Genomic DNA, 23747 nt, shown 5'->3' on the forward strand with positions numbered 1-23747 from the left:
GCCGGGTACGGTCACGGCATGACCGTCACGACGTTCCGGGCCTCGGTGCAGGGCCAGCTCCGCGATCGTCTGCTCGACTCCGCCCAGGCGCAGATCGAGAAGCGCGGCTGGTCGTCGGTCACGATGTCGCGCATCGCCGACGAGGTCGGCGTCAGCCGTCAGACGGTGCACAACGAGCTCGGCACCAAGCGGCAGCTGGCCGAGCACCTCGCGATGCGCGAGCTCGCCCGGTTCCTCGAGGTCGTGCGCGATCGTATGGCGGGGCAGGCCGATGTGGTCGACGCCGTCGTGGCGGCCTGCGAGGGCGCGCTCGAGCTGGGGGAGCGCAGCCTGCTGGTCCGGACGATCGTCGGATCGGTGCCGGGCGAGCACGACCCCGACCTCCTGGCGATCCTCACGGTCGAGTCCGGCGAGATCATCGAGACAGCCAGTGCGGCGGTCAAGCAGTGCATCGCCGACGGTGCGTTCGACCTGCCGCTGACCGATGCCGAGGTCGACGTCGCGGTCGAGAGCGTCGTCCGCCTCGTCCTGTCGGCGATCACCCGCCCCTCGAAGCCGCCGGCCGAGGCAGCCGCCGACATCGGCTGGATCCTTCGGCTGGCGCTCAGGGGCGCGCGCGGCTGAGCGTGCGGGCGCTCAGTGCGCGAGCTTGAGTCCCACGACGCAGGCGACGATGCCGAGCAGCAGCAGGATCTTCGCGACCGAGACCGCCTCGTCGCCGCTGGCCATCGCGTAGCCGGCGGTCAACGCGGCCCCGATGCCGACCCAGACCGCGTAGGCCGTCCCGACCGGCAGCGTGCGCATGGCCCAGGCGAGGCCGGCCATGCTCGCGACGAGCGCCGCGGCGAACACGACGCTGGGCGTCAGCCGGGTGAATCCCTCCGTGCGGCCGAGGGCCGTGGCCCACACGGCTTCCAGCACACCGGACACGATCAGGACGATCCAGGGCATGGCGACGCTCCTTGGCATCGTCTTGTCGCTGGCCGGGTACGACGCGCCTCGTCCGGGTGCCCGTGCGGGCAGGTGTGACGCTAGCAAATCGCGACGACGGGGGTCAGATCCAGGACCGGAACCACATGCGCGCCTCCCACGCGGACCGCGGGATGACCTCGCCGGTCAGGATGGGGTGGAACCACCAGAACAGGCCCACCGTGACCGCGACGTAGGCCAGCACCCCGCCCACGAGAACGCGCCGGGCGAGCGGGCCGGCGCTCTGCCAGACATCGCCCAGCACGAGGCAGATCGCCGCGATGAGGAAGGGCAGCATCGCCACGGCGTAGAACGAGAAGATCGGGCGGTCGTCGAACCGGAACCACGGAAGCCAGAGGGCCGCGAGCATCGTCAGCACCAGTCCGTGCTTCCAGGACCGCTCCCAGAGCCACATCGCGGCGCTCGCCACGACGGCGGCCGAGCCGAGCCACCACACGAGCGGGTTGCCGAGCAGCGTGATGACCGCGATGCAGGAGTCGCCGTCGCTCGCGCCGCACATCGACGCCGGGAGGTCGTTCTGCGCGTCGACGGCGACCGGACGGCTCAAGATCGTCCACCCCCAGGCGTCCGACTGGTACGGGTGGGTCTGGCCGGCGAGGTAGTCGCCGGTGTGGAAGCGGTAGTCGAGCAGGTGGAACTGCCAGAGCTGGCTGAAGCGGTTGCCGTCGCCGAGGTCGAAGCGTGCGGCGTAGATCTCGTGGTGCATCAGCCAGCCCGTCCACGTGGCGACGTAGACGACGAGGGCCACCACGACGAGCGAGACGAACGCGGGCCCGCCCACGAAGACCAGGGCCCGGGCCCACCAGGCGGCCCGCGGCGCCTCCGGATCGCGCAACGGCGAGCGCCAGCGGAGCAGGAGCTCCCAGCCGACCACGAGGAGCCCAGCGACCGCGAGGGGAAACAGGCCGCTCCACTTCGTGGCGACGGCCATGCCGAAGCAGACGCCGGCCAGCAGCTGCCAGGGGCGCAGGGGGCGCCAGGCGAGGCTCGTCTCGAGATGCCGCGCGAGGTGGTCGCGATCGGCGACGAGACAGGCGACGGCCGAGACGATCCAGAAGGTCAGGAATCCGTCGAGCAGCGCCAGGCGCGACATCACGAAGTGCATCCCGTCGACGCACAGCAGGAGTCCGGCGAGGCAGCCGAGCCAGGTGGAGCCGGTCAGGCGCCGCACCAGGCGAGCGAGCACCAGGACCGTCAGGGCCCCCACGACCACCGCGCTGATGCGCCAGCCGAAGCCGTCGAGACCGAAGAAGTGCTCGCCGAGGGCGATCATCCACTTGCCGCCCTCGGGGTGGGCGACCTGGGTCGGGAGCTCGCCGAAGAGCCGGGTCGTCTCGCCCGCGGCGATCCTGCCGTCGGCGCCCTCGGTGGCCTCGCGCGCGTAGCCGACCTGCAGCATCGACCATGCGTGCTTGGCGTAGTACGTCTCGTCGAACAGCAGGCGGTTGGGGGATCCCACGTTCCACACCCGGGTGACGAAGGCCAGGAGGGCGACCCCGATCGGACCGAGCCACCCCCACACGCGTTCGTCGACCCCTCGCACCCGATCACCCTAGCGACGCCGCGTGGGGCGGTGAGTGTTCCACATTCGAACGAGGGGCGGTGAGTGTTCCACCGCCTGGGCGCTGGGGCGGTGGAACACTCACCGCCCGCCGCGCATCCACAGGTCCGCGCCATCCACGGGTCGGGGTACAGCTCTTCGATTTCGCAACCGATCTCACCAGCGTGTGATCCATGCATCGTCCGACGCCCGTCCCCGACCACCTGGCTCGCCGTGCCTTTCACCGCAGGGAGGCCCGCGCCGCCGGATTGAGCGACCGGATGCTCGACCACCCGAGGTTCGTCCGCGTCCATCCGTGCGTGTTCCGTCTGGCGTCGACCGAGCTCGACCGGGCGGGTCTGATCGCAGCGGCGCAGCTGGCGGTTCCCGGAGATGCGGTGCTCAGCCACACGACCCGGCTCGAGGTCGCGGGGGTCGATGTGGGGGACCCGCTGATCCACTTCACGATCGGTCGTGAGCTCCATCTGGAGTACGACGGCGTGATGCTGCATCGCACCGTGAAGCTGCCTCCGTGTGACGCGACGGGTGTCGCACTGTCCGCGGCGTGGCTTCAGTCGGCTTCCGTGCTGCCTCCGATCTGGGCCATTGCCGCCGCCGACCAGCTGATCGCGAAGAAGCTCACGACGACCGCGGCCCTCGCTGAGGCGGCTCTCCTCGATCCGTGGCGGCCGGGGGCCGAGCTGGTCGAGCACCTGGTGCCGTGGGTCGATGCGAGGTCGGCGTCGTTCCCGGAAAGTCGCACGCGGGTGTTCCTCCGGGCAGCCGGTCTCGAGCCGCCGGAGGTCAACGCCCCCATCACTGACGGGCCCGACCTGCTGGCCATCGGCGACCTCGTGTTTCGCCGCTGGCGTCTGGTCGTGGAGTACGAGGGCCGCCAGCACGCGTTCGACGCACGGCAGTTCGAGTGGGACATCGAGCGGTACCGGCGACTTCGGGAAGCGGGGTGGACGTACCTGCGGCTCACCGCGCGTGACCTGGCCAACCCGCGGCGCATGGCCCGGCTGGTGCACCGCGCCTTGGTGGGGCAAGGGTACGACGGACCGGCGCCCGACTTCGGGACGGTCTGGGCGTGGACGACGAGCACCCCACGGCTCCAGGTGCCCGACAGGATCCGATGAGCGTTCGGACGGACTCTCCCTCCCCTGGGGCGGTGAGTGTTCCACCGCCCCAGCGCTGAGGCGGTGGAACACTCACCGCCCCGCCGCCTCGGTGGAACACCCACCGCCCACCCACCCACCGCCCACCCGCCGGCCGGTGGGCTGGGCAGATGGCACGATGCAGGCATGCTGATCCTCGCGGGCACCTCCATCGGTCAGGTCTCGGACGTGTCTCGCCGCCTCGGTCCGGCGTTGTCGAGCGCCGACGTCATCGCCGCGGAGGACACCCGGCGCCTCGCGCGCCTCACGAGCGAGCTCGGGGTCGAGACCCGCGGGCGGATCGTGTCGTTCTTCGAGGGCAACGAGCAGTCGCGCACGTCCGAGCTCGTCGACCTGCTGCGGGTCGGGTACTCGGTCGTGCTCGTGACCGACGCGGGCATGCCGAGCATCTCCGATCCCGGCTACCGCCTCGTCTCGGAGGCCGTGGAGGCCGGTGTCGAGGTCAGCGTGATCCCGGGCCCGTCCGCGGTGCTCACAGCGCTCGCGATCTCGGGCCTTCCGGTCGACCGCTTCACGTTCGAGGGCTTCCTGCCCCGCAAGCCGAGTGGTCGCGACCGCTTCCTCAAGGACGTGGCCGACGAGCCGCGCACGATGGTCTTCTTCGAGTCGCCGCACCGCACCGAGGCCACCTTGCGGGCCATGCGCACGATGTTCGGCCCGGAGCGTCGCGCCGTCGTCTGCCGCGAGCTCACCAAGACCTACGAGGAGGTCGTCCGTGGCACGACCCACGATCTCGTCGTCTGGGTCGAGGGCCTGGAGCAGGGAGTACGGGGCGAGGTCACGCTGGTCGTGGAGGGTGCCGCGCCGTCCGAGGTCGAGCTGGACCCGGACGTGCTGGCCGACCTCGTCGACCGGGCGGAGGCCACGGGCCTGAGTCGCAAGGACGCGATCGCGGCCGTCGTGCGGAGCACGGGCGCCCCCAAGAACCTCGTGTACGACGCGGCCCACGCCTGACGCAGGGCCGCTCACTAGGATCGCGGTATGGCTGATCGGACGTTCTACGTCACCACGCCCATCTTCTACGTCAATGACGCGCCCCACATCGGGCACGGGTACACGCAGACGATGGGCGACGTCCTGACCCGCTGGCACCGGCAGCGCGGCGAGCGCGTCTGGTACCTCACGGGGGTCGACGAGCACGGGCAGAAGGTGCTGCGCAAGGCCGACGAGAACGGCGTGGCGCCGCAGGACTGGGTCGACGGCCTGGTCGAGCGCGAGTGGAAGCCCATGCTCGAGACGATCGACCTGGCCAACGACGACTTCATCCGGACCTCCGAGGAGCGCCACGAGACCGGCGTGCAGGCGTTCTGGCAGAAGCTCAACGACAACGGCGCGGTCTACCAGGGCGAGTTCTCCGGCTGGTACTCGGTCGGGTCCGAGGAGTTCGTGGGCGACGACGACGTCGCCGACGGCGAGGGCGACGACGAGGGCCACCAGGTCTCCAAGCTCGACGGCTCCCGGGTCGAGCACATGACCGAGTCCAACTACTTCTTCCGGTTGAGCGAGTACCAGCAGCAGCTGCTCGACTTCTACGACGCCAACCCGGACTTCATCCAGCCGGCGTCAGCGCGCAACGAGGTCGTCTCGTTCGTCTCGCGCGGCCTGACCGACCTGTCGATCTCGCGGTCCACGTTCGACTGGGGCATCCCGGTGCCGTGGGACTCCGACCACATCTTCTACGTGTGGATCGAGGCGCTCCTCAACTACGTCACGGCGGCCGGGTACGGCAGCACCGACCCGGCCGACGCGCAGAGGTTCGAGGACCTCTGGCCCGCCGACGTCCACATCGTCGGCAAAGACATCGTGCGGTTCCACGCGATCATCTGGCCCGCGATGCTGATGGCCGCCGGCCTGCCGACGCCCCGGCGCGTCTTCGCGCACGGCTGGATCCTCGTCGGCGGGCAGAAGATGTCCAAGAGCAAGGCCAACGGCATCCACCCGACGCAGATCGTCGACACCTTCGGCTCCGACGCCTACCGCTACTACTTCTCGCGGGCCCTGACGTTCGGCAACGATGGCTCGATCTCCTGGGAGGACATCGGCGCGCGGTACCACGCGGAGCTCGCGAACGGCCTGGGCAACCTCGCCTCGCGCGCGGCCGCGATGGTCGGCAAGTACTTCGACGGCCAGCTCCCGCCCGCGGGCGAGCACGGCGAGGCCGAGCGTGCGATCGTCGACCTCGTCGCCTCGGCCACGGCCGAGGCGGACGCCGCGATCGAGGCGATCGCCCCGCACGACGCCGTCGCCGCGATCTGGCGGATCGTCGACGGCCTGAACGGCTACGTGACCGAGCAGCAGCCGTGGCAGGTCGCGAAGGACGACGCGCAGCGCGAGCGTCTCGGCACGATCCTCAACACGACCGTCGAGGGCCTCCGAGCGCTGGCCGTCCTGCTGCACCCGGTCATGCCGAAGGCCACCGTCATCCTCTGGGACTCCGTCGGAGGCGCCACGATCGGCGACCTGGCCGACCAGCGCGTGGCCGACGTGCCGCGGTGGGGCCAGGTGCCGCCGGGCACGCCGATCGTCAAGACAGCGGCGCTGTTCCCGCGCATCGACCTCGACGAGGCATGAGCGTGGCAGGCCACGGCACGAGCCAGGCCGATGACTGGCCCTGGCCCGACGCTCCGGAGCCGTTGCCGGCGCCCGTCGTCGACAACCACTGCCACCTCGACGTCGGCATTCGCGGGGGTCACCGGATCGAGGTCGCCGAGGCGCTCGACCGCGCCGCGGCCGTCGGCGTGTCCCGGATCGTGCAGGTCGGCTGCGACCTGGAGGACTCGCGGTGGGCCGTCGAGGTCGCCCGCGAGTTCGACGCGATCGTCGCCGCCGTCGCGCTCCACCCCAACGAGGCGCCCCGGCTGGCCGAGGCCGGGAGCCTCGACGCCGCGCTGACCGAGATCGACGCCCTCGCGTCCGACCCCGCCGTGCGCGCCGTGGGGGAGACCGGGCTCGACTACTTCCGCACGGGTCCCGAGGGGCGCGAGGCGCAGCACCACTCCTTCCGTGAGCACGTGCGCATCGCCAAGAAGCACGGACGCGCGCTCGTGATCCACGACCGCGACGCCCACGACGACGTGCTCGCGATCCTCGACGACGAGGGCGTCCCTGACCGCACGATCTTCCACTGCTTCTCCGGTGACGCGGCCTTTGCGCGAGCGTGTGTCGAACGCGGCGCGTTCCTCTCGTTCGCGGGCACCGTGACGTTCAAGAACGCCCCGGACCTGCGTGATGCGCTCAAGGTCACACCGGCCGATCGTCTTCTGGTGGAGACGGACGCACCGTTCCTGACCCCCGAGCCCCATCGCGGTCGTCCGAACGCGTCGTTCCTGGTGCCATTCACCCTGCGAAACATGGCAGAAACGCGGGGCGACGACCTGCTGGACCTGTGCCGGCAGGTCGAGGCCAACACCGACCGCGCGTTCGGTGGGGCGTGGCCGCGCCACGAGCCCCCAGCAGGTGAAAACCCTGAGAATCCGGGCATTGAGGTTTGACCGCGCCCGAATCGTCGTTACGGTGGCACGGCTGACCGAGCGCGTGAAGCGTGTGCCAACAGACGAGGAAAGCAGCTTGAAGTTCCCCCACCCCCGCATCCACCGACCGGACCTCCTGGCGAAGTTCCGCCGGGACGAGGACGGAGGAGCGAAGGCCCCCTGGGTCATCGCCCTCAACGTCTTCCTGCTCCTGGTCCTCTCCGGAGGTGCCGCGGCCTACGCCGCGATGAGCACCACCGTCGAGATCACGGTCGACGGCACGTCCGAGACGATCCGCACGTTCGACGACACGGTCGAGGAGGTCCTGGACTCCCAGGGCATCGACCTGAAGGCGTCCGACAAGATCAACGTCGCCCTGGACTCGGCCCCGTCGTCGGACCACCCGGTCGTCATCAAGTACGCCAAGCCGGTCACCGTCACGGTCGACGGCACCAGCACCGAGCAGGTCACCTACGCACCGACCGTCGGTGAGCTGCTCGACGAGCACGCCGTCGACCCGCCCAAGGACGCGTACGTCTCGGCCGACCACGACGAGCAGATCCCGCGCAAGGGCCTCGACGTCGTCGTGAGCACGCCGAAGAACCTCACCGTCGTGGCCGATGGCCAGACCCAGCAGCTCCAGACGTCGGCCCCCACGGTCGACGAGGTCCTGGACGAGGCCGACGTCAAGCTCGGCGACGACGACGAGGTCACGCTCGGCAAGGACGCGTACGTCACCCCGGACGCGGTCCTGCAGGTCGTGCGCATCGTCAAGGAGCAGCGCACCGAGGAGGTCGCGGTGCCCTTTGAGACCCAGGTCCAGGAGGACCCGGACGCGTTCGAGGGCGAGAAGTCCGTGGTGTCCCCCGGCGTCGCCGGTGCGGCCACCGAGAAGGTCGACGTCGTGATCGCCGATGGTCAGGTCCGCGACCGGGTGGTGCTCGAGCGCACCGTGACGCAGGAGCCCGTCGCCCAGGTCGAGAAGCACGGCACCAAGCCGAGGCCGGTCGCCACGGGCGTCGCCCCTGACGGCGTGTGGGGCGCGCTCGCCCAGTGCGAGTCGGGCGGCAACCCGGCCACGAACACCGGCAACGGGTACTACGGCCTGTACCAGTTCTCCGCCAGCACCTGGCGTTCCGTGGGCGGCACGGGTCTGCCGTCCGAGGCATCCGCCGAGGAGCAGACCATGCGCGCCCAGATGCTGCAGCAGCGTTCGGGGTGGGGCCAGTGGCCGCACTGCTCGTCGAAGCTGGGTCTGCGATAAACGACCGACCGCCTCACACCGTGCGCCTCCTCGGCGCGTCCGACGTCCGTCGGCTCGCCGAGGGGGCGCAGGTGCGTCCCACGAAGCAGCGGGGACAGAACTTCGTCGTCGACGGAAACACGGTTCGCCGCATCGTGCGGGTCGCGGGCGTCGTGCCCGGTGACGTCGTGCTCGAGATCGGTCCGGGGCTCGGGTCGTTGACCTTGGCGCTGGCCGAGGTGGCACGCCGGGTCGTCGCGGTGGAGATCGACGAGGTCCTGGCCGCGCTCCTGCCGGCGACGCTCGCGGAGCACGCCCCGGGGCGCGACGTGGAGGTCGTGCTGGCCGATGCGATGCACGTCCACGAGCTGCCGGGCCCCGCGCCCACGGCCTTGGTGGCCAACCTGCCGTACAACGTCTCGGTGCCCGTGCTGCTCAACGTCCTGCAGCGCTTCGGATCGATCGACCGTGCCCTCGTGATGGTGCAGGCCGAGGTGGCCCACCGCCTCGCCGCCGGGCCGGGCTCGCGCACGTACGGCGTGCCCAGCGTCAAAGCCGCCTGGTACGGCACCACCTCGGCGGCCGGCACGGTGGGCCGTAGCGTCTTCTGGCCCGTGCCGAACGTCGAGTCCGAGCTGGTCGGCTGGCGGCGTCACGACGAGCCGCTCGGCGACGAGGCGATGCGGCTCCGGACGTTCGCGGTCATCGACGCCGCGTTCGCCCAACGCCGCAAGACCTTGCGGTCGGCGCTCTCGGGGCTCGCCGGCTCCGGCGCCGCGGCCGAGGACGCCCTCGTCGCTGCCGGCGTCGACCCGCGCACGCGCGGGGAGCAGCTCGACGTCCTCGCCTTCCGCGCGATCGCCGACGGGCTGGTGCTTCCGCCCACTGCCGACTGAGGCCCCCTGCGCAGTCAGGAGTCCGCGGTCAGAGGTCCTCGGGACGACGGAGTCTGAGGGGTTGAGGGTGCCCCGGCACCCTCGACCCCTCGAGCTCCTCGCCACGGCTAGGTTGGTGCGGTGACCACGGCCGTCGTGCGGGCTCCCGCCAAGATCAATCTCGGTCTGTCGGTCGGTCCGCTCCGCGAGGACGGGTTCCACGAGCTCGCCACGGTCTACATGGCGCTCGACCTGCACGACACGGTGCGGGTCACGGCCCGCGACGACGACCAGGTCACCGTGACCGTGCAGGCCGATGCCCGCGAGGGCGACGAGGCCGTCGCCGTCCCGGTCGGGCCGGACAACCTCGCGGTGCGGGCGGTCGAGCTGCTGCGCGGAGCGGCGGGATTCACGGGGGGCGTCGACCTCGCGATCCGCAAGGTCATCCCGGTGGCGGGCGGCATGGCCGGTGGGTCCGCCGACGCCGCGGCGGCGCTGGTCGGCGCCAATCACGTGTGGGGTCTCGGGTGGGAGCGTGACGCGCTGGCCGACCTCGCGGCCGACCTGGGCAGCGACGTGCCGTTCCTGCTGCACGGCGGCGTCGGCATCGGCACCGGTCGCGGGGAGAAGATCTCACCGGTGCTGTCGCGCGGGCGCTATGGATTCCTCGTCGTGGTGGCACGCGAGGGACTGTCGACCCCCTCGGTCTACGCCGAGTTCGACCGGCTCGAGCCCGATCCGGAGGTGCCCCACGTCGCCCCCGAGCTCATGGCCGCCCTCCGCGGGCACGACACCGAGCGGCTCGGCGAGCACCTCGCCAACGACCTCGAGCCGGCCGCGCTCTCGCTGCGTCCCGAGCTCGATCGCGTGCTGCAGATCGGCCTGGACGCCGGCGCGCTCGCCGGCATCGTGTCCGGCTCCGGCCCCACGTGCGTGTTCCTGATCGAGGACGACGCCGACGCGGCGATGCTGACCGCCGCGCTCTGGGCGTCGCCGGGCTGTGCCGACGTGATCCACACCCACGGCCCTGCCGCCGGGGCGAGGGTCATCGCGTGAATCCGCTCATCGTCGGTGAGGGCGTCGTGGTCGACGTCCCCGCGAAGCGTGTCCTGGACGGCGTCACGGTCGGCATCGGCGAGGGCGACAAGATCGGCGTGGTGGGACGCAACGGCGACGGCAAGTCGACGCTGATGGGTGCCCTGGCCCGCAAGCGTGAGCTCGACGCCGGACGCATCACGTGGCGCCGCGACCTGCGGGTCGGGTTCCTCGACCAGGCCGACTCGCTGCCCGACGGGGCGACGGTGGGCACGGTCGTCGTGGGTGACCGCCCCGATCACGAGTGGGCTGGCGACCCCCGTATCCGTGACATCGTCGAGGGCCTGCTGGGCGACGTCGCCTGGGACGCCTCGATCGGCTCGCTGAGCGGTGGTCAGCGCCGGCGCACCGCCCTCGCGGCCTTGCTCGCGGGGGAGTGGGACGTCCTGTTCCTCGACGAGCCGACCAACCACCTGGACGTCGAGGGGATCGACTGGCTCGCGCGCCACCTCAACGGCTGGGCCGTGCGCGACCGGGCCCTGGCCGTCGTGACCCACGACCGGTGGTTCCTGGACGCGGTGTGCACCACGACGTGGGAGGTGCACGACGCGATCGTCGAGGCCTTCGAGGGCGGGTACGCCGCCTACGTGCTGCAGCGCGTCGAGCGCGACCGCCAGGCGGCGGTCATCGAGGGTCGGCGGCAGAACCTGATGCGCAAGGAGCTCGCGTGGTTGCGTCGCGGTGCGCCGGCGCGGACGTCGAAGCCGAAGTTCCGCATCGACGCGGCGAACGAGCTGATCTCCAACGAGCCGCCGCCGCGCGACACCGTCGCGCTCACCAAGATGGCCACCTCGCGACTCGGGCGCGACGTCGTCGACCTCCTCGACGTCTCGGTGTCGTACGGCGACAAGCAGGTGCTCGACCGCGTGGAGTGGCGCATCGGGCCGGGGGAGCGGGCCGGGATCCTCGGTCGCAACGGGGCCGGCAAGTCGACCCTCCTGGGGCTCGTGACCGGTGAGGTCGAGCCGACCGGTGGGCGCGTCAAGCGCGGCAAGACGGTCAAGATCGCCACGCTGACCCAGTCGCTGCAGGAGCTCGACGCCGTGGCGAACGACCGGGTCACCGACGTCATCTCGCGGCAGCGGACCTCGGTGCTGGCCGGCGGCAAGGAGCAGACCCCGACCCAGCTGCTGGAGCAGCTCGGCTTCCGCACGGGGCAGCTCTCGACGCCCGTGAAGGATCTCTCCGGGGGGCAGCGGCGGCGTCTGCAGCTGCTGCTGGTGCTCCTCGAGGAGCCGAACGTGCTGATCCTGGACGAGCCCACCAACGACCTCGACACTGACATGCTCGCGGCGGTCGAGGACCTGCTCGACACGTGGCCCGGGACCCTGCTCGTGGTCTCCCACGATCGCTACCTGCTCGAGCGCGTGACCGATCACCAGTTCGCGGTCGTGGGCGGCCACCTGCGCCACCTGCCCGGCGGGGTCGACCAGTACCTGCAGCTCGCCGGCGGGTCTGGTGCGGGCAGCTCGGAGTCGTCGACCAGGCCCGACACGGCAGGTGCCACGGCCGGCGGCGGTGCTCCGGCGCGTGACGCGCAGCAGGACCGCGAGCTGCGCAAGGAGCTCGCGCGCGTCGAGCGCTGGATCAAGCAGTCCGACGCCCGCACGAAGGAGCTCGAGGTCCTCATGGCCGAGCACGCCTCGGACGGCCCGCGGCTCACCGAGCTCGCCGCGGAGCACGCCGAGGTCGCGACGCGGCTGACCGAGCTCGAGGACCGCTGGCTGGAGATCTCCGAGACCCTTGCCTGAGGAACGGCGGCTGACCACCTGGGCCCTGACCGGTCAGGTCGTGTGGAACGGGCGCATCAGCGTGCGCAGCGCCGTGGCCAGGGCCTCGGCCTCGGCGGGGGACAGGTCCTCCAGCAGGCTGGCCTCGCTGCGCATGAGCTCGGCGATCGCGCCGTCGACCTGCTCGCGCCCGGGGCCGGTCAGCTGCACGAGGACGCCACGACGGTCGCCCGGGTCAGGCTGGCGCTCGACCAGTCCACGCGTGGCCAGCCGGTCGACGCGGTTCGTCATCGTGCCGCTCGTGACGTGGGTCTGGGCGACCAGCCGGCCGGGGGAGAGAGCGTAGGGCTCGCCGGAGCGACGCAGGGCCGCCAGCACGTCAAACTCCCACGACTCCAGCCCGTGCGCCGCGAACGCGGCCTTGCGCACGCTGTCGACGTGGCGCGCCAGACGGGAGACGCGGCTCAGGACCTGCATCGGCGTGACGTCGACGTCCGGTCGCTCGCGGTGCCAGGCCTCGACGATCGCATCGACCTCGTCCGGGTCGTCGATCGACCCGGCGGATGGGGTGGGATCCGGGCCGGGGGACATGCTCTGACGGTAGCGCTCAAGATTCTTGATGTCGAGATACTTCCGCTGGGTGTGAGTTGCGACATACGGTGCTCCCATGACCCTCGACGCTGTCGTCGCCGCCGGTGCGGCCCACCAGTCCGCCCTCCTCACCGCCGGTGAGCTGAGCTCGCGCGAGCTCACCGAGGCCACGCTCGCGGCCATCGACCGGGAGAACCCGCGCATCAACGCGGTCGCGGAGGTGCTGCGTGACGAGGCGCTGGACGCGGCTGACGCGGCCGACCGGAGTCGAGCCGCCGGTGAGGCTGGGCCGCTCACGGGCGTGCCGATCGCCCTGAAGAACGACCTCGACGTCGCGGGTCACGTCACGACCCTCGGCAGCCGGGCCGTCACGCGAGCGGCGGCAGCGGACGGGGAGCTCGTCACCGTTCTCCGCCGGCTCGGCGCGGTGCCCGTCGCGACCACGACCCTGCCCGAGCTCATGATCGTCGGCTTCACGCAGCCCGAGATCACGGGCGTCACGCGGAACCCGATCGACCCCGGGCGCACGAGCGGTGGGTCGTCGGGCGGATCGGCGGCACTCGTGGCGGCCGGTGCTGTCGGCATCGCCACGGCCTCTGACGGGGCGGGCTCGATCCGGATCCCGGCGGCCGCGTGCGGGCTCGTCGGCTTCAAGCCCACCAACGGCACGGTTCCCGGCTCGGGCGGCTGGTGCGGGCTGTCGACGCAGGGCTGCGTGACCCCCACGGTGGCCGACACCGCGCTCTACCTCGACCAGGTCGGCACGTTCTCCGGCTCGCTCGTCGAGGCCGCCGCGACCGCCGCTCCGGGATTTCTGCGGATCGGGCTGACCCGCAGCGCCGCCGCAGCGACCCGCGCCGAGAAGCTCGATCCCGAGGTCGACGCCGCACTCGAGCGGGCGGCGGGCGTCCTGCGGGCGGCGGGCCACACCGTCGTGGAGGTCGACGTGCCGTACGGGCTGCGGGCCAAGTCGGCGACGCTGCGCTACCTCGGCGGCATCGCCCAGTCGGTCGACAGGCTCGACGACCCGTCGCTGCTCGAGCCGCGCACCCGGGGGATCGTGCGGCTCGGCGCGCCCGTCGGGCCGCGGGCCATCGCGTGGGCTCGTCGTGCAGGGGAGCGCTTCGCGAGCGAGGTGCACCGCGACCTGGGCGTCGACGTCATCCTCTCGCCGGTCATGTCGTCGACAGCGCTGCCCGTGGGCCGCTGGGACGAGCTGGGCGCCCTGCGTCTGATCCTGGCGATGAACGCGTTCTACCCGTACACCGTGCAGTGGAACCACGCCGGTGTGCCGGCCGTGTCGGTCCCGGCGGGTCTGGCCTCCGACGGGCTCCCGCTCGCGGTGCAGCTCGTGGGGCAGCGTGACGACGACGTCCGGCTCATGGGGCTCACGTCCCAGCTGGAGGGCTTGATCCGAGGCGGGCTCGCGTGACCCGCTGGGATCCCCAGACCTATCTCCGGCACGCCGACGAGCGGGGCCGGCCGTTCGTCGAGCTGCTCACCCGGGTGCCGGCCACCGCGCCGGCGCGGGTCCTCGACCTCGGCTGCGGGGCGGGCAACCTGTCGTCGGTCATCCGCGACCGATGGCCCGGGGCCGACGTGCTCGGCGTCGACTCCTCGGCCGAGATGATCGCCCACGCCCGCGAGGTCGATCCCGATGGTCGCTACGAGGTCGGCGACGTCGCCACCTGGATCCCGGACGCGCCGTATGACGTCATCGTCTCGAACGCGATGTTCCAGTGGGTCCCGGACGCCTTCGAGGTCATCGCCCGGCTGCTCCGGGCGGTCCAGGACGGCGGCGCCTTCGCGGTGCAGGTTCCGGACAACCAGGATGCGCCGAGCCACGTGCTGATGCGGGAGGTCGCGGCCCGTCCGGCGTTCGCCGACCACACGGCCGGGGTCCGGCGGTTCTCGCGCACGGACGCCGCCTCGTACCTGGAGCTCTTCGCGGGTCTCGGCTGGTCCGCCGATGTGTGGACGACTGAGTACCTCCACGTGCTGCAGGGCGACGACGCCGTGTGGGGCTGGGTCGCAGGCACGGGCGCGCGCCCGTACGTCCAGGCCCTGCCCGACGGCCTGCGCGAGGACTTCATCCAGCAGTACCAGGCGGAGCTGCGCACCGCGTATCCCCAGCGCCCGTGGGGCACGGTGCTGCCCTTCGCCCGGACGTTCGCGGTGGCGACGCGCCCGGCGCGATAGCCTTGCTGCGCACGTTCCCCGGTTGGTCTGCCGGCAGGGCCCGCCTGACTTTGAATCAGGACAAGCGACGCAGGTTCGACTCCTGCCCGGGGAGCCAGGTCAGTTCTCGTCGATCGGATCGCTCATGCCCCCATCGTCCCCGACCAGCCAGATGTGGACACTTCGGCACGCAATGGGAGCCGAATCGCGTGCGGACGTGTCCACATCTGGGCGGTGACGTGGAGCGGGCACGCCGTGCGGCTCGGTGCGGTCGCCCGTAGATTCGGGCGCGACGGTGGAACCTGAGGAGGGGGAGTGGCGATGCGCTGGGTCCGCAGGTCGATGTGGGACGTCGTGCCCCGCGACCAGCAGGACACCGCCGAAGGGCTTCGTCGGCGCCAGGTGGTCGTGATCGCCACGATCGTCGTCGGTGCCGTGCTGCTGGGCGTGTCCCTCCGGCTCGAACCGGGCAGCGTGAGGTTCTACCTCGCGACGCTCGCCCTGGCCGGTGTGTGGTCCGCGGGCGCGTTCGTGTCGGGCCGGCTGCACGTCGGCCGCATCGCGTCGCGACCGACCCCCGAGGTGACCGTGCGCCCGGTCGTCGCCCCGATCGTGATCGGGCTCGCCCTGGCGCTGCTGTTCGTCGTGGGCGGCCTCGTGGTGCGGGAGATCCCCTGGCTGTACGACCAGGTGCGCTCCGTGACCGACTTCGCCGACCAGGGTGCGCTCTGGCTCGTCGTGATCGTCACGGCCGTGAACGGCATCGCCGAGGAGCTCTTCTGGCGAGGCGCCGCCTACGCCGCCATCCCGCGGAACCCGGTCGCGTGGACCACGATCGCCTACGTGCTGGCCACGCTCGGCACCGGAAACGTCATGCTCGCCTTCGCGGCGATCCTGCTCGGCGTCGTGGTCGGTCTGGAGCGTCGTGCGTCCGGTGGGGTGCTCGCGCCGATCCTCACGCACTGCACGTGGTCGATCTCGATGCTGTTCGTGCTTCCGCTGCTGTTCGCCTGAGACGTGGGGCCGCGAGTCAGGCCGAGGTCAGGACCCGGCGGCCAGGGCGGCCGTGCGCTCGGCCAGGGCGCGGCGCACGGCCTCCTCGTACGTGAGCGGGTCGCCGGGCACGATCTCGCGGATGCGCTGCTCGGTCACGACGACCTCCACGCCCATCGAGTCGATGAGATTGCGTCCGGTGGTGGCGTCGACGTCGGTCACCAGGGCGAGCCAGCGCGAGGACAGCCCGGGCGAGAGGACCGGCACCGTGACCATCGGCGTGCGACGCCCCTGGATCTGCTCGCCGGCGATCTGCAGCATGTCGCGATAGGTCATGGCGTCCGGGCCACCGATCTCGAAGGTCTGCCCCAGCGCGTCCTCGTGGCCGATCACCCCTGCGAGATAGCGGATGACGTCGTCGATCGCGATCGGCTGGGTCCGCGTGGCGGTCCACTTCGGCACGACCATGGCCGGGAGGTTCTTGACCAGCTGGCGCGTGAGCTCCCACGAGATGCCCCCGTGCCCCACGACGATCGCGGCCCGCAGCACCGTGACCGGGACGCCGCCGATGCCCAGCAGACCCTCGACCTCGCGCCGCGACCGCAGGTGGGACGAGAGGTCGTCGCCGTCCGCCCCCAGGCCGCCGAGGTAGACGATCTGCCGGACGCCGGCCTCCGCCGCGACGGTGCCGAACGAGGCGGCCGCGTCGGCATCGATGCGTTCGAAGTCGTCACGGTCGAGCGAGTGGACGAGGTAGATCGCGACGTCGACCCCCGCCAGCGCCTCCGCGAGCGAGGCGGCGTCGCCCACGTCCGCCCCCACGGGCGTGCCCTCGCCGTCGTACGCCTCGGGGCGCCGAGTCATCGCGCGGACCGCGTGACCGCGCTCCACGAGCTCGGACACGAGGCGGCGGCCGACGAAGCCGGTGGCCCCGGTGACCAGGACGGTGTGGGGCTGGGTCATGCCGCGAGCGTAGGTCGGCAACGGCCCGATGGCATCCCGACGTCCCTACACTGTCGGGCGTGCCACTTCATGACTCCCCTGCAGAGCCCACCGCCGTCACGGCGATCGTGCTGGCGGCGGGCGCCGGGACCCGCATGCGGTCCGAGCTGCCCAAGGTGCTGCACGAGATCGCGGGCCGTCCGCTCGTCGGTCACGCCCTGGCGGCCGTCGCGGGACTCGGTGCGACCCGCACCGTGGCCGTGATCGGCCACGGGCGCGACGAGGTCTCGGCCGCGATCACCGCGATCGACCCCTCGGTCGTCCAGGTCGTCCAGGCCCAGCAGCGCGGCACCGGGCACGCCGTGAAGGTCGCCCTGGAGGCGCTCGACGCGCCGCCCGCGGGCACGGTCGTCGTCACGTACGGCGACGTCCCGCTGCTGACCAGCGCGACCCTGAGCGAGCTCGTCGAGTCCCACCGCGCCGCGAGCCGCGCCGTCACGATCCTGAGCGCGGAGCTCGCTGACCCGGCCGGCTACGGTCGTATCGTCCGCGGCGGCGACGGCGAGGTCCAGGCGATCCGCGAGCACCGGGACGCGTCCGAGGACGAGCTCCGGATCCGCGAGATCAACAGCGGGGTGCTGGCCGTCGACGCCGACTTCCTGCGGCGCGCGGTCACCGCCCTGCGCGACGACAACACCCAGGGCGAGCTGTACCTGACCGACATCGTGGCGCACGCGGTCGGCGACCGCCTCCCGGTGGGGGCGCACGTGCTGGAGGACGTGTGGCAGACCGAGGGGGTCAACGACCGAGTGCAGCTGGCCCAGCTCGGCCGCGTCATGAACGACCGTCTCGTCGAGCACTGGATGCGGCAGGGCGTGACGGTGGTCGACCCGGCGACGACGTGGATCGACTCCGCGGTCGAGCTCGCTCCCGACGTCACGGTGCTGCCCGGCACGCAGCTGCTGGGGGCCACGATCGTGGCCACCGGCGCCACGATCGGCCCCGACACGACGCTGCGGAACGTCGAGGTGGGTGCCGCGGCCACGGTCGTACGCACCCACGGGTCCGACTCCGTCGTCGGTGAGGGGGCGACGGTCGGGCCCTTCGCCTACCTGCGCCCCGGGACGCTGCTCGACGCCGGCGGCAAGATCGGCACGTTCGTCGAGACCAAGAACGCCCACATCGGGCCCGGCGCGAAGGTCCCGCACCTGAGCTACGTGGGCGACGCCGAGATCGGCGCGGGCGCCAACATCGGAGCCGGCACGATCACGGCCAACTACGACGGCGTCGCGAAGCACCGCACGACGGTCGGCGAGCATGCGCGCACGGGGTCCGACAACGTCTTCGTCGCACCGGTCACGATCGGCGACGGCGCCTACACCGCGGCCGGTACCACGCTCCGCGACGACGTCCCGGCGGGGGCGCTCGCGATCGGCGAGGGGCGACAGAGGATGATCGACGGGTGGGTCGAGGCGAAGCGACCCGGCACCTCGTCCGCCGAGGCAGCACGTCGATCACGGGAGACCCGCGAGTGAGCATCGAGCCCACCACCACGTCCGCGCAGCCGAGCTCCTCGAGCAAGCGCACGCCGACCAAGAACCTCATGCTGTTCTCGGGACGCACGCACCCGACCCTGGCGCGCGAGGTGGCCGAGCTGCTCGGTGTCGACCTGGTGCCCACGACGGCGTACGACTTCGCCAACGGTGAGATCTACATCCGTTTCGACGAGTCGGTGCGGGGCTGCGACGCGTTCGTGATCCAGAGCCACGCGGCGCCGATCAACCAGTCGATCATGGAGCAGCTCATCATGATCGACGCGCTGAAGCGGGCCTCGGCCAAGCGCATCACGGTCGTGCTGCCGTTCTACGGGTACGCGCGCCAGGACAAGAAGCACCTGGGGCGCGAGCCGATCTCCGCCCGGCTCGTCGCCGACCTGTTCCTGGCCGCCGGGGCCGACCGCCTCATGACGGTCGACCTGCACACTGCGCAGATCCAGGGCTTCTTCGACGGCCCGGTCGACCACCTGCTGGCCATGCCGATCCTGACGCGCTACGTGCGCGAGAAGTACGCCGACCGGTCCTTCGCGGTCGTCTCGCCCGATGCCGGTCGCATCAAGGTGGCCGAGGCCTGGGCCAACTCCCTCGGCGGCGCCCCGCTGGCCTTCATCCACAAGACCCGCGACGTCACCCGGCCCAACGAGTCCAAGGCGAATCGCGTCGTGGGCGAGGTGGCCGGACGCACCTGCATCCTGGTCGACGACCTGATCGACACCGGCGGCACGATCGTGCAGGCGGCTGACGCCCTGATGGCCGACGGCGCGGCGGAGGTCGTGATTCTCGCGACGCATCCGGTGTTCTCCGGCCCTGCGGTCCAGCGACTGCGCGACTCGGTGGCGACCGAGGTCATCGTCACGAACACGCTGCCGCTCGAGCCGGAGCAGATGTTCGACAAGCTCACGGTCCTGTCGATCGCACCGCTGTTCGCCCAGGCGATCGCCGCTGTGTTCGAGGACGGCTCGGTCACGAGCCTGTTCAAGGGCTGACCTGCCCGTGCTGCGCCTCGACCGCCGGCGAGTCGTGGCGGTGTCGATCGCGGTGCTCGTCGTCGTGGCCGGGGTCGTGATCGTGACGCGCAGCTCTCCGCAGGACCACAACCCCTTCGCCGGTCGCGACCTGTTCGTCTGGTCCGGTTCCGCAGCCGCTGCGGCCGCCGACCGCGCGTCGGGCACTGACGCCGCTGACCTGGAGGATCTCGCGGACACCCCGACCGCGGTGTGGCTCACGCCCGAGGCGCACGGCCCGGACACGATCGGATCCTTCGTCGAGGACGTCCTCGCGGGCGCCGACGGTCGCGCCGTCGTGCTGGTCGTCTACGGCATCACCGATCGCGACTGCGTGGGGGAGGAGTCCCAGGGCGGTCTCGTCCCCGGGCTCTACACGATCTGGGTCCGCACGATCGCGGCCGCCCTCTCGGGCACGGTCGCGGTGGTGCTCGAGCCCGATGCCCTGGCCACGGTCGAGGAGTGCTCGAACCCGGCCGAGCGGTACGCGCTGCTGCACGAGGCGGTCGCGGCGTTCCACGACCGGGCCACCGTGTACCTCGACGCCGGCCACTCGAACTGGATCGAGCCGCAGGTCATGGCCGAGCGCCTGCAGCGCTCCGGGGTGGAGGACGCCCGGGGGTTCAGCGTCAACGTCGCGAACTACCAGACCGATGCCGACGAGCTGGCGTACGCCGAGCAGATCCGCGAGGTCGTGCCGGAGGCGCACTACGTCGTCGACTCCGGCCGCAACGGGGCCGGCTCGACCGACGACTGGTGCAATCCGCCAGGACGCACCCTGGGAGTCCGGCCGGCGGCGGTCGACGACGACTCGGCCCTGGACGCGCGCCTGTGGATCAAGCCGCCGGGCGAGAGCGACGGGACGTGTCACGGAGGACCCGCGGCGGGACAGTTCTGGCTCGAGCGTGCCCTCGAGCTCGCCGACGGAAAGCGTGAGTGACGTCACAACTGGCGTCCGCGCCGTGAAGGGTGACCCTCGAGTTCGTTAGCGTTCTGGCATGGAGCATACGGCGGAGCAACGCATTGCCGTCGTGATCGAGGACGATGCCGACATCCGCAACCTCCTGCGGACGATCCTGGTCCAGAGCGGATTCTCCCCGATCCTGACGAGCAACGGCGAGGACGGGATCGAGGCCGTGCGGGTGCACGAGCCGCTCCTGACCACGCTCGACGTGCAGATGCCCGGCATGGACGGCTTCGCGGTGGCCAAGCGGCTGCGCGAGTTCAGCAGCACCTACATCATCATGCTGACGGGCCAGACCGAGGAGATCGACGTGATCCAGGGTCTGGACTCTGGCGCCGACGACTACCTCGTCAAGCCCTTCCGCCCGCGTGAGCTCCGGGCTCGGGTCGACTCGCTGCTGCGACGACCGCGCCAGGTGGCGGGCGAGTCCGACGCCGCCCGACCTGCCGCGTCGGGCGCGGTGCCGACGGGAGCCACCGCCGACGCGGCGTCGGCGACGCCGGCCGTGGAGCAGGCGCCAGCGCCGCAGGCCCAGCCCTTGCAGCCGCCGGCCCAACCCGCCCAGCCCACACAGCCGCAGGCCCAGCCGGTGCAGCCCGTGCAGCCGACCCCCGTGCAGCAGCCCGCCGCCCCCGTCGAGGTCATCGCGCACCAGGCCCCGCCCGCCGCGGCCACCCCGCCGGTCCAGCACTCCGCGCCCCTGCCCGGGGCGGGATCGGCCGGCATCAGCCCGGCCGGCGAGGGCTCGAGCCAGGAGGTGCTCGACTGGAAGGGGCTCCGGGTCGACCGGGCGACGCGCGTGGCCACGGTCGACGGATCGATGATCGACCTCACCCGCAGCGAGTTCGACCTCCTGGCCGCCCTGCTGGCCTCCGGCCGTCGGGTGCGGTCCAAGGCCGACCTGGTGCTGACGCTGCGCGGCGAGGGCTACGTCACGACCTACTACGTCAACGACGCCGACAAGCGCGCCGTCGAGGTCCACATGGCCAACCTGCGACGCAAGATCGGTGACTCGAGCACGACCCCGCGCTGGATCGAGACGGTCCGCGGAGTCGGCTACCGCCTCGCCGCCGACTGATCGATCTCGGCACCGCCCCGGACCCTCCGCTGGAGCGGCGGGTCCGGGCCGCGCCCCTCAGTCGGCGTCGGGGTTCTCGACCGTCGTGGTGTCCTTGGTCGACGGGAAGATCACGATCGGGACCTCGGTCGAGATGCTCTGACGGTTGACCTGGGCCGAGCCGGCGGAGTTCTGGGCCCACACCGTGGCGTGGAACGACAACGTCACCTTGCGGACCTTGGGGTCGAGCGTCCCGATGACCTGGTCGCGCAGCTCGAACGCGCCCTTGGGCGAGGTGATGACCATCCCGTAGACCGGATCGGCGAGCGGCTCGGGATCGAGTGTGACGCGCGCGGCCTGCTCGTCGAGCCGGTAGGGCTCGACGCTGATCGTGTTGCCCGACTCGTCGCTCGCGACAGAGCTGACCGACACGCGGTCGAGGAACACGACACGCTTGCTGGCGAACGGATCGCGCTCGGCGCGGTCGGTGTCGTAGGCCGTCATCGACATTGTGAACAGCTTGTCGCCACCGGGATACCACTGGTGGGTGAAGGGGGTCCTGGCCGTGGGGTAGATCGACAGGACGTACTCGATGCCGTCGATCGAGGTGGAGGACGTGAAGGTGCCGTTGTCGGTGAACATCGAGCCCGTGGGCTCCTCGGCACCGGTGTCGGTCGCGGTCGGGGTGGGCACCGGGGTGGGCTCGCCCGAGGGGGACTCGCTGCTGCAGGCGGCTGCGCTCAGCGCGAGCCCCAGGGCGAGCACCGCCGCTCCCGCGCGGCGACGGTGGGTGTGGCGGGGACGGACTGATCGCATGGAGGAGCTCTTCTCGGGAGTCGAGGGATGGATCGGGCGGGGTGCGGGGGTGCTCACGCGCGGAACCCGCGGTGGCGGCGCAGGGCGCGCAGCAGGAGCCAGGCGGTCTGGGCGATCGTGACGATGCCCAACGTGGTCCAGCCGACCACGAGTGCGTCGGACTTCAGGGCGTCGGGCAGCTGCCACCAGGCGGCGATCAACGCGGCGATGACGACCGCGACGATCGCGAACGGCATCAGGTACGCCGCGCCGGCGCCCCCGCTCTCGGCCTTGGCCTGCAGCGCCCAGTTGTCGGTCTGGGACCGGGTCGCGAACTTGAACCACGAGCGGGAGAAGTGGCCGAGGCGGATCCACATGTAGACCTCGGCGGGGACGAGCGCCATCGCGAACACATAGTCCTTGCGGTTCGCGTCGTGCATCGCCAGGGCCACGCGCGTGTTCAGCAGCGTCGCGATGAAGGGCGGGATGAGCCACAGCGGGCTGAACTCGAAGGCGTTGAACGACACCGAGCAGACCAGCAGCACGAGGAAGCCGAGGCGGGTGAAGCCGTTGACGACCATGGAGATGTTCTCGAACCACCGCAGTCGCAGATTCGGGTGGAAGGGCTGACCCTTCGTGTCACCGCGCTGGCCGGGCCACATCAGATCGATCGCGCCGGTGTTCCACTTGACCTGCTGGGCGTCGAGGGAGCGCAGGTCCGCCATGCCGCCCACGTTGGCCCGGGCCGCCGCGCTGATCTTGGTGAGGTAGCCCGCGCTCTTGATCTGCAACGAGAGCAGCGAGTCCTCGATCTCGCTGTCACGCACCCACGGGAAGCGCTGGTGGGTCTGCTCGACGACCTTGTGCAGCGCCTCGACCGCGAAGATCGAGTACTGCCCGCCGAGGACCGCCATGTTGCGTCCGCGCAGCAGGTTCTGCAGGTTGAATGCGGCGAACTGTGCACGCTGCCCGGCGATCAGGAACTTCGCGAACCGGCTCTCGACGTCGGTGTCGTCGATGCTGTAGATCGCCGAGATGCCGCCGATCCGGTCGTCGTCCTCGATCTCGGCCACGAGCAGCTCGACCGCCCGGGGGTCGCCCGTCGTGTCGCCGTCGACGCCGAGCAGGTAGTCGAGCCCCTCGACCAGGGTGAAGCCGTAGTTGAGCGCACCGACCTTCTTGTCGGGGTTCTCGCCGATGTCGTGGACGAAGATCTCGGTGCGCTGCATCTGCGGTCCCTCGCCTCGCACGTGCATGCCGGCGTAGTGGCCGGCGATCTCGGCGGTGGCGTCGGTCGTGTTGTTGACCACGACGTGCACGACGTCGGGGAGCCGGGTCTGGGAGAGCAGCGAGTCCAGGACGCCCGCGATCGTGCTCTCCTCGTTGTAGGCCGGGATGATGCACCCGATCGTCGAGCGACGGGTCGAGGGAGCAGTCATGCCCTGCAGCAGGTCGACGGCCCAGCCGGCGTCGCCAGCGGGGGCGGTCATCGCCGGTGCCGTTCAGGCGCGGTGGATCGTGGCATGGCAGAAGTCCACCAGCGCCA

Annotated in this window: 22 protein-coding genes, 1 tRNA gene and 1 riboswitch; of the genes, 17 read left to right on the forward strand and 6 right to left on the reverse strand. The window is 71.4% G+C overall.

Translation table 11 applies throughout. The features are described 5' to 3' along the window. Positions 1 to 18 precede the first annotated feature (18 nt). Entirely contained in the window at positions 19 to 624 is a 606-nt protein-coding gene (locus KAG51_RS00095; protein WP_290579371.1) for a TetR family transcriptional regulator, read from the forward strand. 12 nt (positions 625 to 636) lie between these two features. Here KAG51_RS00095 and KAG51_RS00100 read toward each other — a convergent pair whose 3' ends face one another. Together KAG51_RS00100 and KAG51_RS00105 are read right to left on the reverse strand one after the other, a co-directional pair. Further along, positions 637 to 951 carry an SMR family transporter gene (locus KAG51_RS00100; RefSeq protein WP_290579373.1) on the reverse strand — a complete coding sequence of 105 codons (315 nt, stop codon included), beginning with the start codon at positions 949 to 951 and terminating at the stop codon, positions 637 to 639. An 11-nt stretch (positions 952 to 962) separates the two neighbouring features. Further along, a riboswitch (guanidine-III (ykkC-III) riboswitch) is annotated at positions 963 to 1026 on the reverse strand. A 28-nt stretch (positions 1027 to 1054) separates the two neighbouring features. Next, complete coding sequence (locus KAG51_RS00105) at positions 1055 to 2533, reverse strand: phospholipid carrier-dependent glycosyltransferase (RefSeq protein WP_290579375.1); 1479 nt, start codon at positions 2531 to 2533, stop codon at positions 1055 to 1057. Between the two features lie 191 nt (positions 2534 to 2724). On the opposite strand from KAG51_RS00105, the gene KAG51_RS00110 reads away from it, so the two are divergent. The 8 genes from KAG51_RS00110 (at position 2725) to KAG51_RS00145 (ending at position 12142) form a co-directional block, all read left to right on the forward strand. After that, positions 2725 to 3669 (forward strand): hypothetical protein, encoded by a 945-nt coding sequence (locus KAG51_RS00110; RefSeq protein WP_290579377.1) that lies wholly within the window; start codon positions 2725 to 2727, stop codon positions 3667 to 3669. Positions 3670 to 3834: 165 nt separating this feature from the next. Continuing rightward, positions 3835 to 4662, forward strand: coding sequence for a 16S rRNA (cytidine(1402)-2'-O)-methyltransferase (gene rsmI, locus KAG51_RS00115; RefSeq protein ID WP_290579379.1), 828 nt, complete (start codon positions 3835 to 3837; stop codon positions 4660 to 4662). Positions 4663 to 4689: 27 nt separating this feature from the next. Beyond that, positions 4690 to 6279, forward strand: a complete 1590-nt coding sequence (metG, locus tag KAG51_RS00120) for a methionine--tRNA ligase (protein WP_290579381.1) — start codon at positions 4690 to 4692, stop codon at positions 6277 to 6279. After that, positions 6276 to 7199 carry a TatD family hydrolase gene (locus tag KAG51_RS00125; RefSeq protein ID WP_290579383.1) on the forward strand — a complete coding sequence of 308 codons (924 nt, stop codon included), beginning with the start codon at positions 6276 to 6278 and terminating at the stop codon, positions 7197 to 7199. Before metG ends, KAG51_RS00125 begins: the two co-directional genes overlap by 4 nt. 76 nt (positions 7200 to 7275) lie before the next feature. Then, positions 7276 to 8442, forward strand: coding sequence for a resuscitation-promoting factor (locus KAG51_RS00130; RefSeq protein WP_290579385.1), 1167 nt, complete (start codon positions 7276 to 7278; stop codon positions 8440 to 8442). Positions 8443 to 8462: 20 nt separating this feature from the next. Beyond that, entirely contained in the window at positions 8463 to 9317 is an 855-nt protein-coding gene (rsmA, locus tag KAG51_RS00135; protein ID WP_290579387.1) for a 16S rRNA (adenine(1518)-N(6)/adenine(1519)-N(6))-dimethyltransferase RsmA, read from the forward strand. A gap of 120 nt (positions 9318 to 9437) precedes the next feature. After that, positions 9438 to 10352, forward strand: coding sequence for a 4-(cytidine 5'-diphospho)-2-C-methyl-D-erythritol kinase (locus KAG51_RS00140; protein ID WP_290579389.1), 915 nt, complete (start codon positions 9438 to 9440; stop codon positions 10350 to 10352). Then, entirely contained in the window at positions 10349 to 12142 is a 1794-nt protein-coding gene (locus KAG51_RS00145) for an ABC-F family ATP-binding cassette domain-containing protein (protein ID WP_290579391.1), read from the forward strand. Before KAG51_RS00140 ends, KAG51_RS00145 begins: the two co-directional genes overlap by 4 nt. A gap of 33 nt (positions 12143 to 12175) precedes the next feature. On the opposite strand, the gene KAG51_RS00150 is transcribed toward KAG51_RS00145, so the two are convergent. Then, positions 12176 to 12712 carry a MarR family transcriptional regulator gene (locus KAG51_RS00150; protein WP_290579393.1) on the reverse strand — a complete coding sequence of 179 codons (537 nt, stop codon included), beginning with the start codon at positions 12710 to 12712 and terminating at the stop codon, positions 12176 to 12178. A 76-nt stretch (positions 12713 to 12788) separates the two neighbouring features. Here KAG51_RS00150 and KAG51_RS00155 point away from each other — a divergent pair, with 76 nt between their 5' ends. From KAG51_RS00155 to KAG51_RS00170, 4 genes are all read left to right on the forward strand, one after another. After that, complete coding sequence (locus KAG51_RS00155; protein WP_290579395.1) at positions 12789 to 14144, forward strand: amidase family protein; 1356 nt, start codon at positions 12789 to 12791, stop codon at positions 14142 to 14144. Further along, on the forward strand, positions 14141 to 14911 hold the full coding sequence (locus tag KAG51_RS00160) for a methyltransferase domain-containing protein (RefSeq protein ID WP_290579397.1): 771 nt from the start codon (positions 14141 to 14143) through the stop codon (positions 14909 to 14911). The genes KAG51_RS00155 and KAG51_RS00160 overlap by 4 nt, the downstream gene beginning before the upstream one ends. A gap of 15 nt (positions 14912 to 14926) precedes the next feature. Beyond that, positions 14927 to 15008: transfer RNA gene (locus tag KAG51_RS00165), tRNA-Gln, on the forward strand. A gap of 203 nt (positions 15009 to 15211) precedes the next feature. Then, positions 15212 to 15904: a type II CAAX endopeptidase family protein gene (locus tag KAG51_RS00170; RefSeq protein WP_290579697.1), complete on the forward strand. Its 693-nt coding sequence runs from the start codon at positions 15212 to 15214 to the stop codon at positions 15902 to 15904. A gap of 27 nt (positions 15905 to 15931) precedes the next feature. Here the strand turns inward: KAG51_RS00170 and KAG51_RS00175 are convergent, their stop codons facing one another. Then, positions 15932 to 16846: an NAD(P)H-binding protein gene (locus KAG51_RS00175; RefSeq protein WP_290579399.1), complete on the reverse strand. Its 915-nt coding sequence runs from the start codon at positions 16844 to 16846 to the stop codon at positions 15932 to 15934. 59 nt (positions 16847 to 16905) lie between these two features. On the opposite strand from KAG51_RS00175, the gene glmU reads away from it, so the two are divergent. The 4 genes from glmU to KAG51_RS00195 are packed head-to-tail and all read left to right on the forward strand — an operon-like array spanning position 16906 to position 21427. Next, a complete protein-coding gene (glmU, locus tag KAG51_RS00180) occupies positions 16906 to 18360 on the forward strand; it encodes a bifunctional UDP-N-acetylglucosamine diphosphorylase/glucosamine-1-phosphate N-acetyltransferase GlmU (protein ID WP_290579401.1) in 1455 nt (484 codons plus the stop codon). Positions 18361 to 18362: 2 nt separating this feature from the next. Then, positions 18363 to 19367 carry a ribose-phosphate diphosphokinase gene (locus KAG51_RS00185; RefSeq protein ID WP_290579699.1) on the forward strand — a complete coding sequence of 335 codons (1005 nt, stop codon included), beginning with the start codon at positions 18363 to 18365 and terminating at the stop codon, positions 19365 to 19367. A gap of 7 nt (positions 19368 to 19374) precedes the next feature. Beyond that, on the forward strand, positions 19375 to 20325 hold the full coding sequence (locus tag KAG51_RS00190; protein ID WP_290579403.1) for a glycoside hydrolase family 6 protein: 951 nt from the start codon (positions 19375 to 19377) through the stop codon (positions 20323 to 20325). 58 nt (positions 20326 to 20383) lie between these two features. Next, positions 20384 to 21427: a response regulator gene (locus tag KAG51_RS00195; RefSeq protein ID WP_290579405.1), complete on the forward strand. Its 1044-nt coding sequence runs from the start codon at positions 20384 to 20386 to the stop codon at positions 21425 to 21427. 57 nt (positions 21428 to 21484) lie between these two features. On the opposite strand, the gene KAG51_RS00200 is transcribed toward KAG51_RS00195, so the two are convergent. Both KAG51_RS00200 and KAG51_RS00205 read right to left on the reverse strand, forming a co-directional pair. Further along, positions 21485 to 22222, reverse strand: coding sequence for a hypothetical protein (locus KAG51_RS00200; RefSeq protein WP_290579407.1), 738 nt, complete (start codon positions 22220 to 22222; stop codon positions 21485 to 21487). Positions 22223 to 22275: 53 nt separating this feature from the next. Continuing rightward, on the reverse strand, positions 22276 to 23691 hold the full coding sequence (locus KAG51_RS00205; RefSeq protein ID WP_290579409.1) for a glycosyltransferase family 2 protein: 1416 nt from the start codon (positions 23689 to 23691) through the stop codon (positions 22276 to 22278). Positions 23692 to 23747 lie beyond the last annotated feature (56 nt).

It is taken from the genome of Aeromicrobium sp., assembly GCF_023146395.1.
Lineage (GTDB): Bacteria > Actinomycetota > Actinomycetes > Propionibacteriales > Nocardioidaceae > Aeromicrobium.

Coding starts and splice junctions, on each gene's coding strand:
- KAG51_RS00095 (WP_290579371.1), top strand. CDS start 19: ATGACCGTCACGACGTTCCGGGCCTCGGTGCAGGGCCAGCTCCGCGAT.
- KAG51_RS00100 (WP_290579373.1), bottom strand. CDS start 951: ATGCCCTGGATCGTCCTGATCGTGTCCGGTGTGCTGGAAGCCGTGTGG.
- KAG51_RS00110 (WP_290579377.1), top strand. CDS start 2,725: ATGCATCGTCCGACGCCCGTCCCCGACCACCTGGCTCGCCGTGCCTTT.
- rsmI (WP_290579379.1), top strand. CDS start 3,835: ATGCTGATCCTCGCGGGCACCTCCATCGGTCAGGTCTCGGACGTGTCT.
- metG (WP_290579381.1), top strand. CDS start 4,690: ATGGCTGATCGGACGTTCTACGTCACCACGCCCATCTTCTACGTCAAT.
- KAG51_RS00125 (WP_290579383.1), top strand. CDS start 6,276: ATGAGCGTGGCAGGCCACGGCACGAGCCAGGCCGATGACTGGCCCTGG.
- KAG51_RS00150 (WP_290579393.1), bottom strand. CDS start 12,712: ATGTCCCCCGGCCCGGATCCCACCCCATCCGCCGGGTCGATCGACGAC.
- KAG51_RS00155 (WP_290579395.1), top strand. CDS start 12,789: ATGACCCTCGACGCTGTCGTCGCCGCCGGTGCGGCCCACCAGTCCGCC.
- KAG51_RS00170 (WP_290579697.1), top strand. CDS start 15,212: ATGCGCTGGGTCCGCAGGTCGATGTGGGACGTCGTGCCCCGCGACCAG.
- KAG51_RS00175 (WP_290579399.1), bottom strand. CDS start 16,846: ATGACCCAGCCCCACACCGTCCTGGTCACCGGGGCCACCGGCTTCGTC.
- KAG51_RS00195 (WP_290579405.1), top strand. CDS start 20,384: ATGGAGCATACGGCGGAGCAACGCATTGCCGTCGTGATCGAGGACGAT.
- KAG51_RS00200 (WP_290579407.1), bottom strand. CDS start 22,222: ATGCGATCAGTCCGTCCCCGCCACACCCACCGTCGCCGCGCGGGAGCG.
- KAG51_RS00205 (WP_290579409.1), bottom strand. CDS start 23,691: ATGACCGCCCCCGCTGGCGACGCCGGCTGGGCCGTCGACCTGCTGCAG.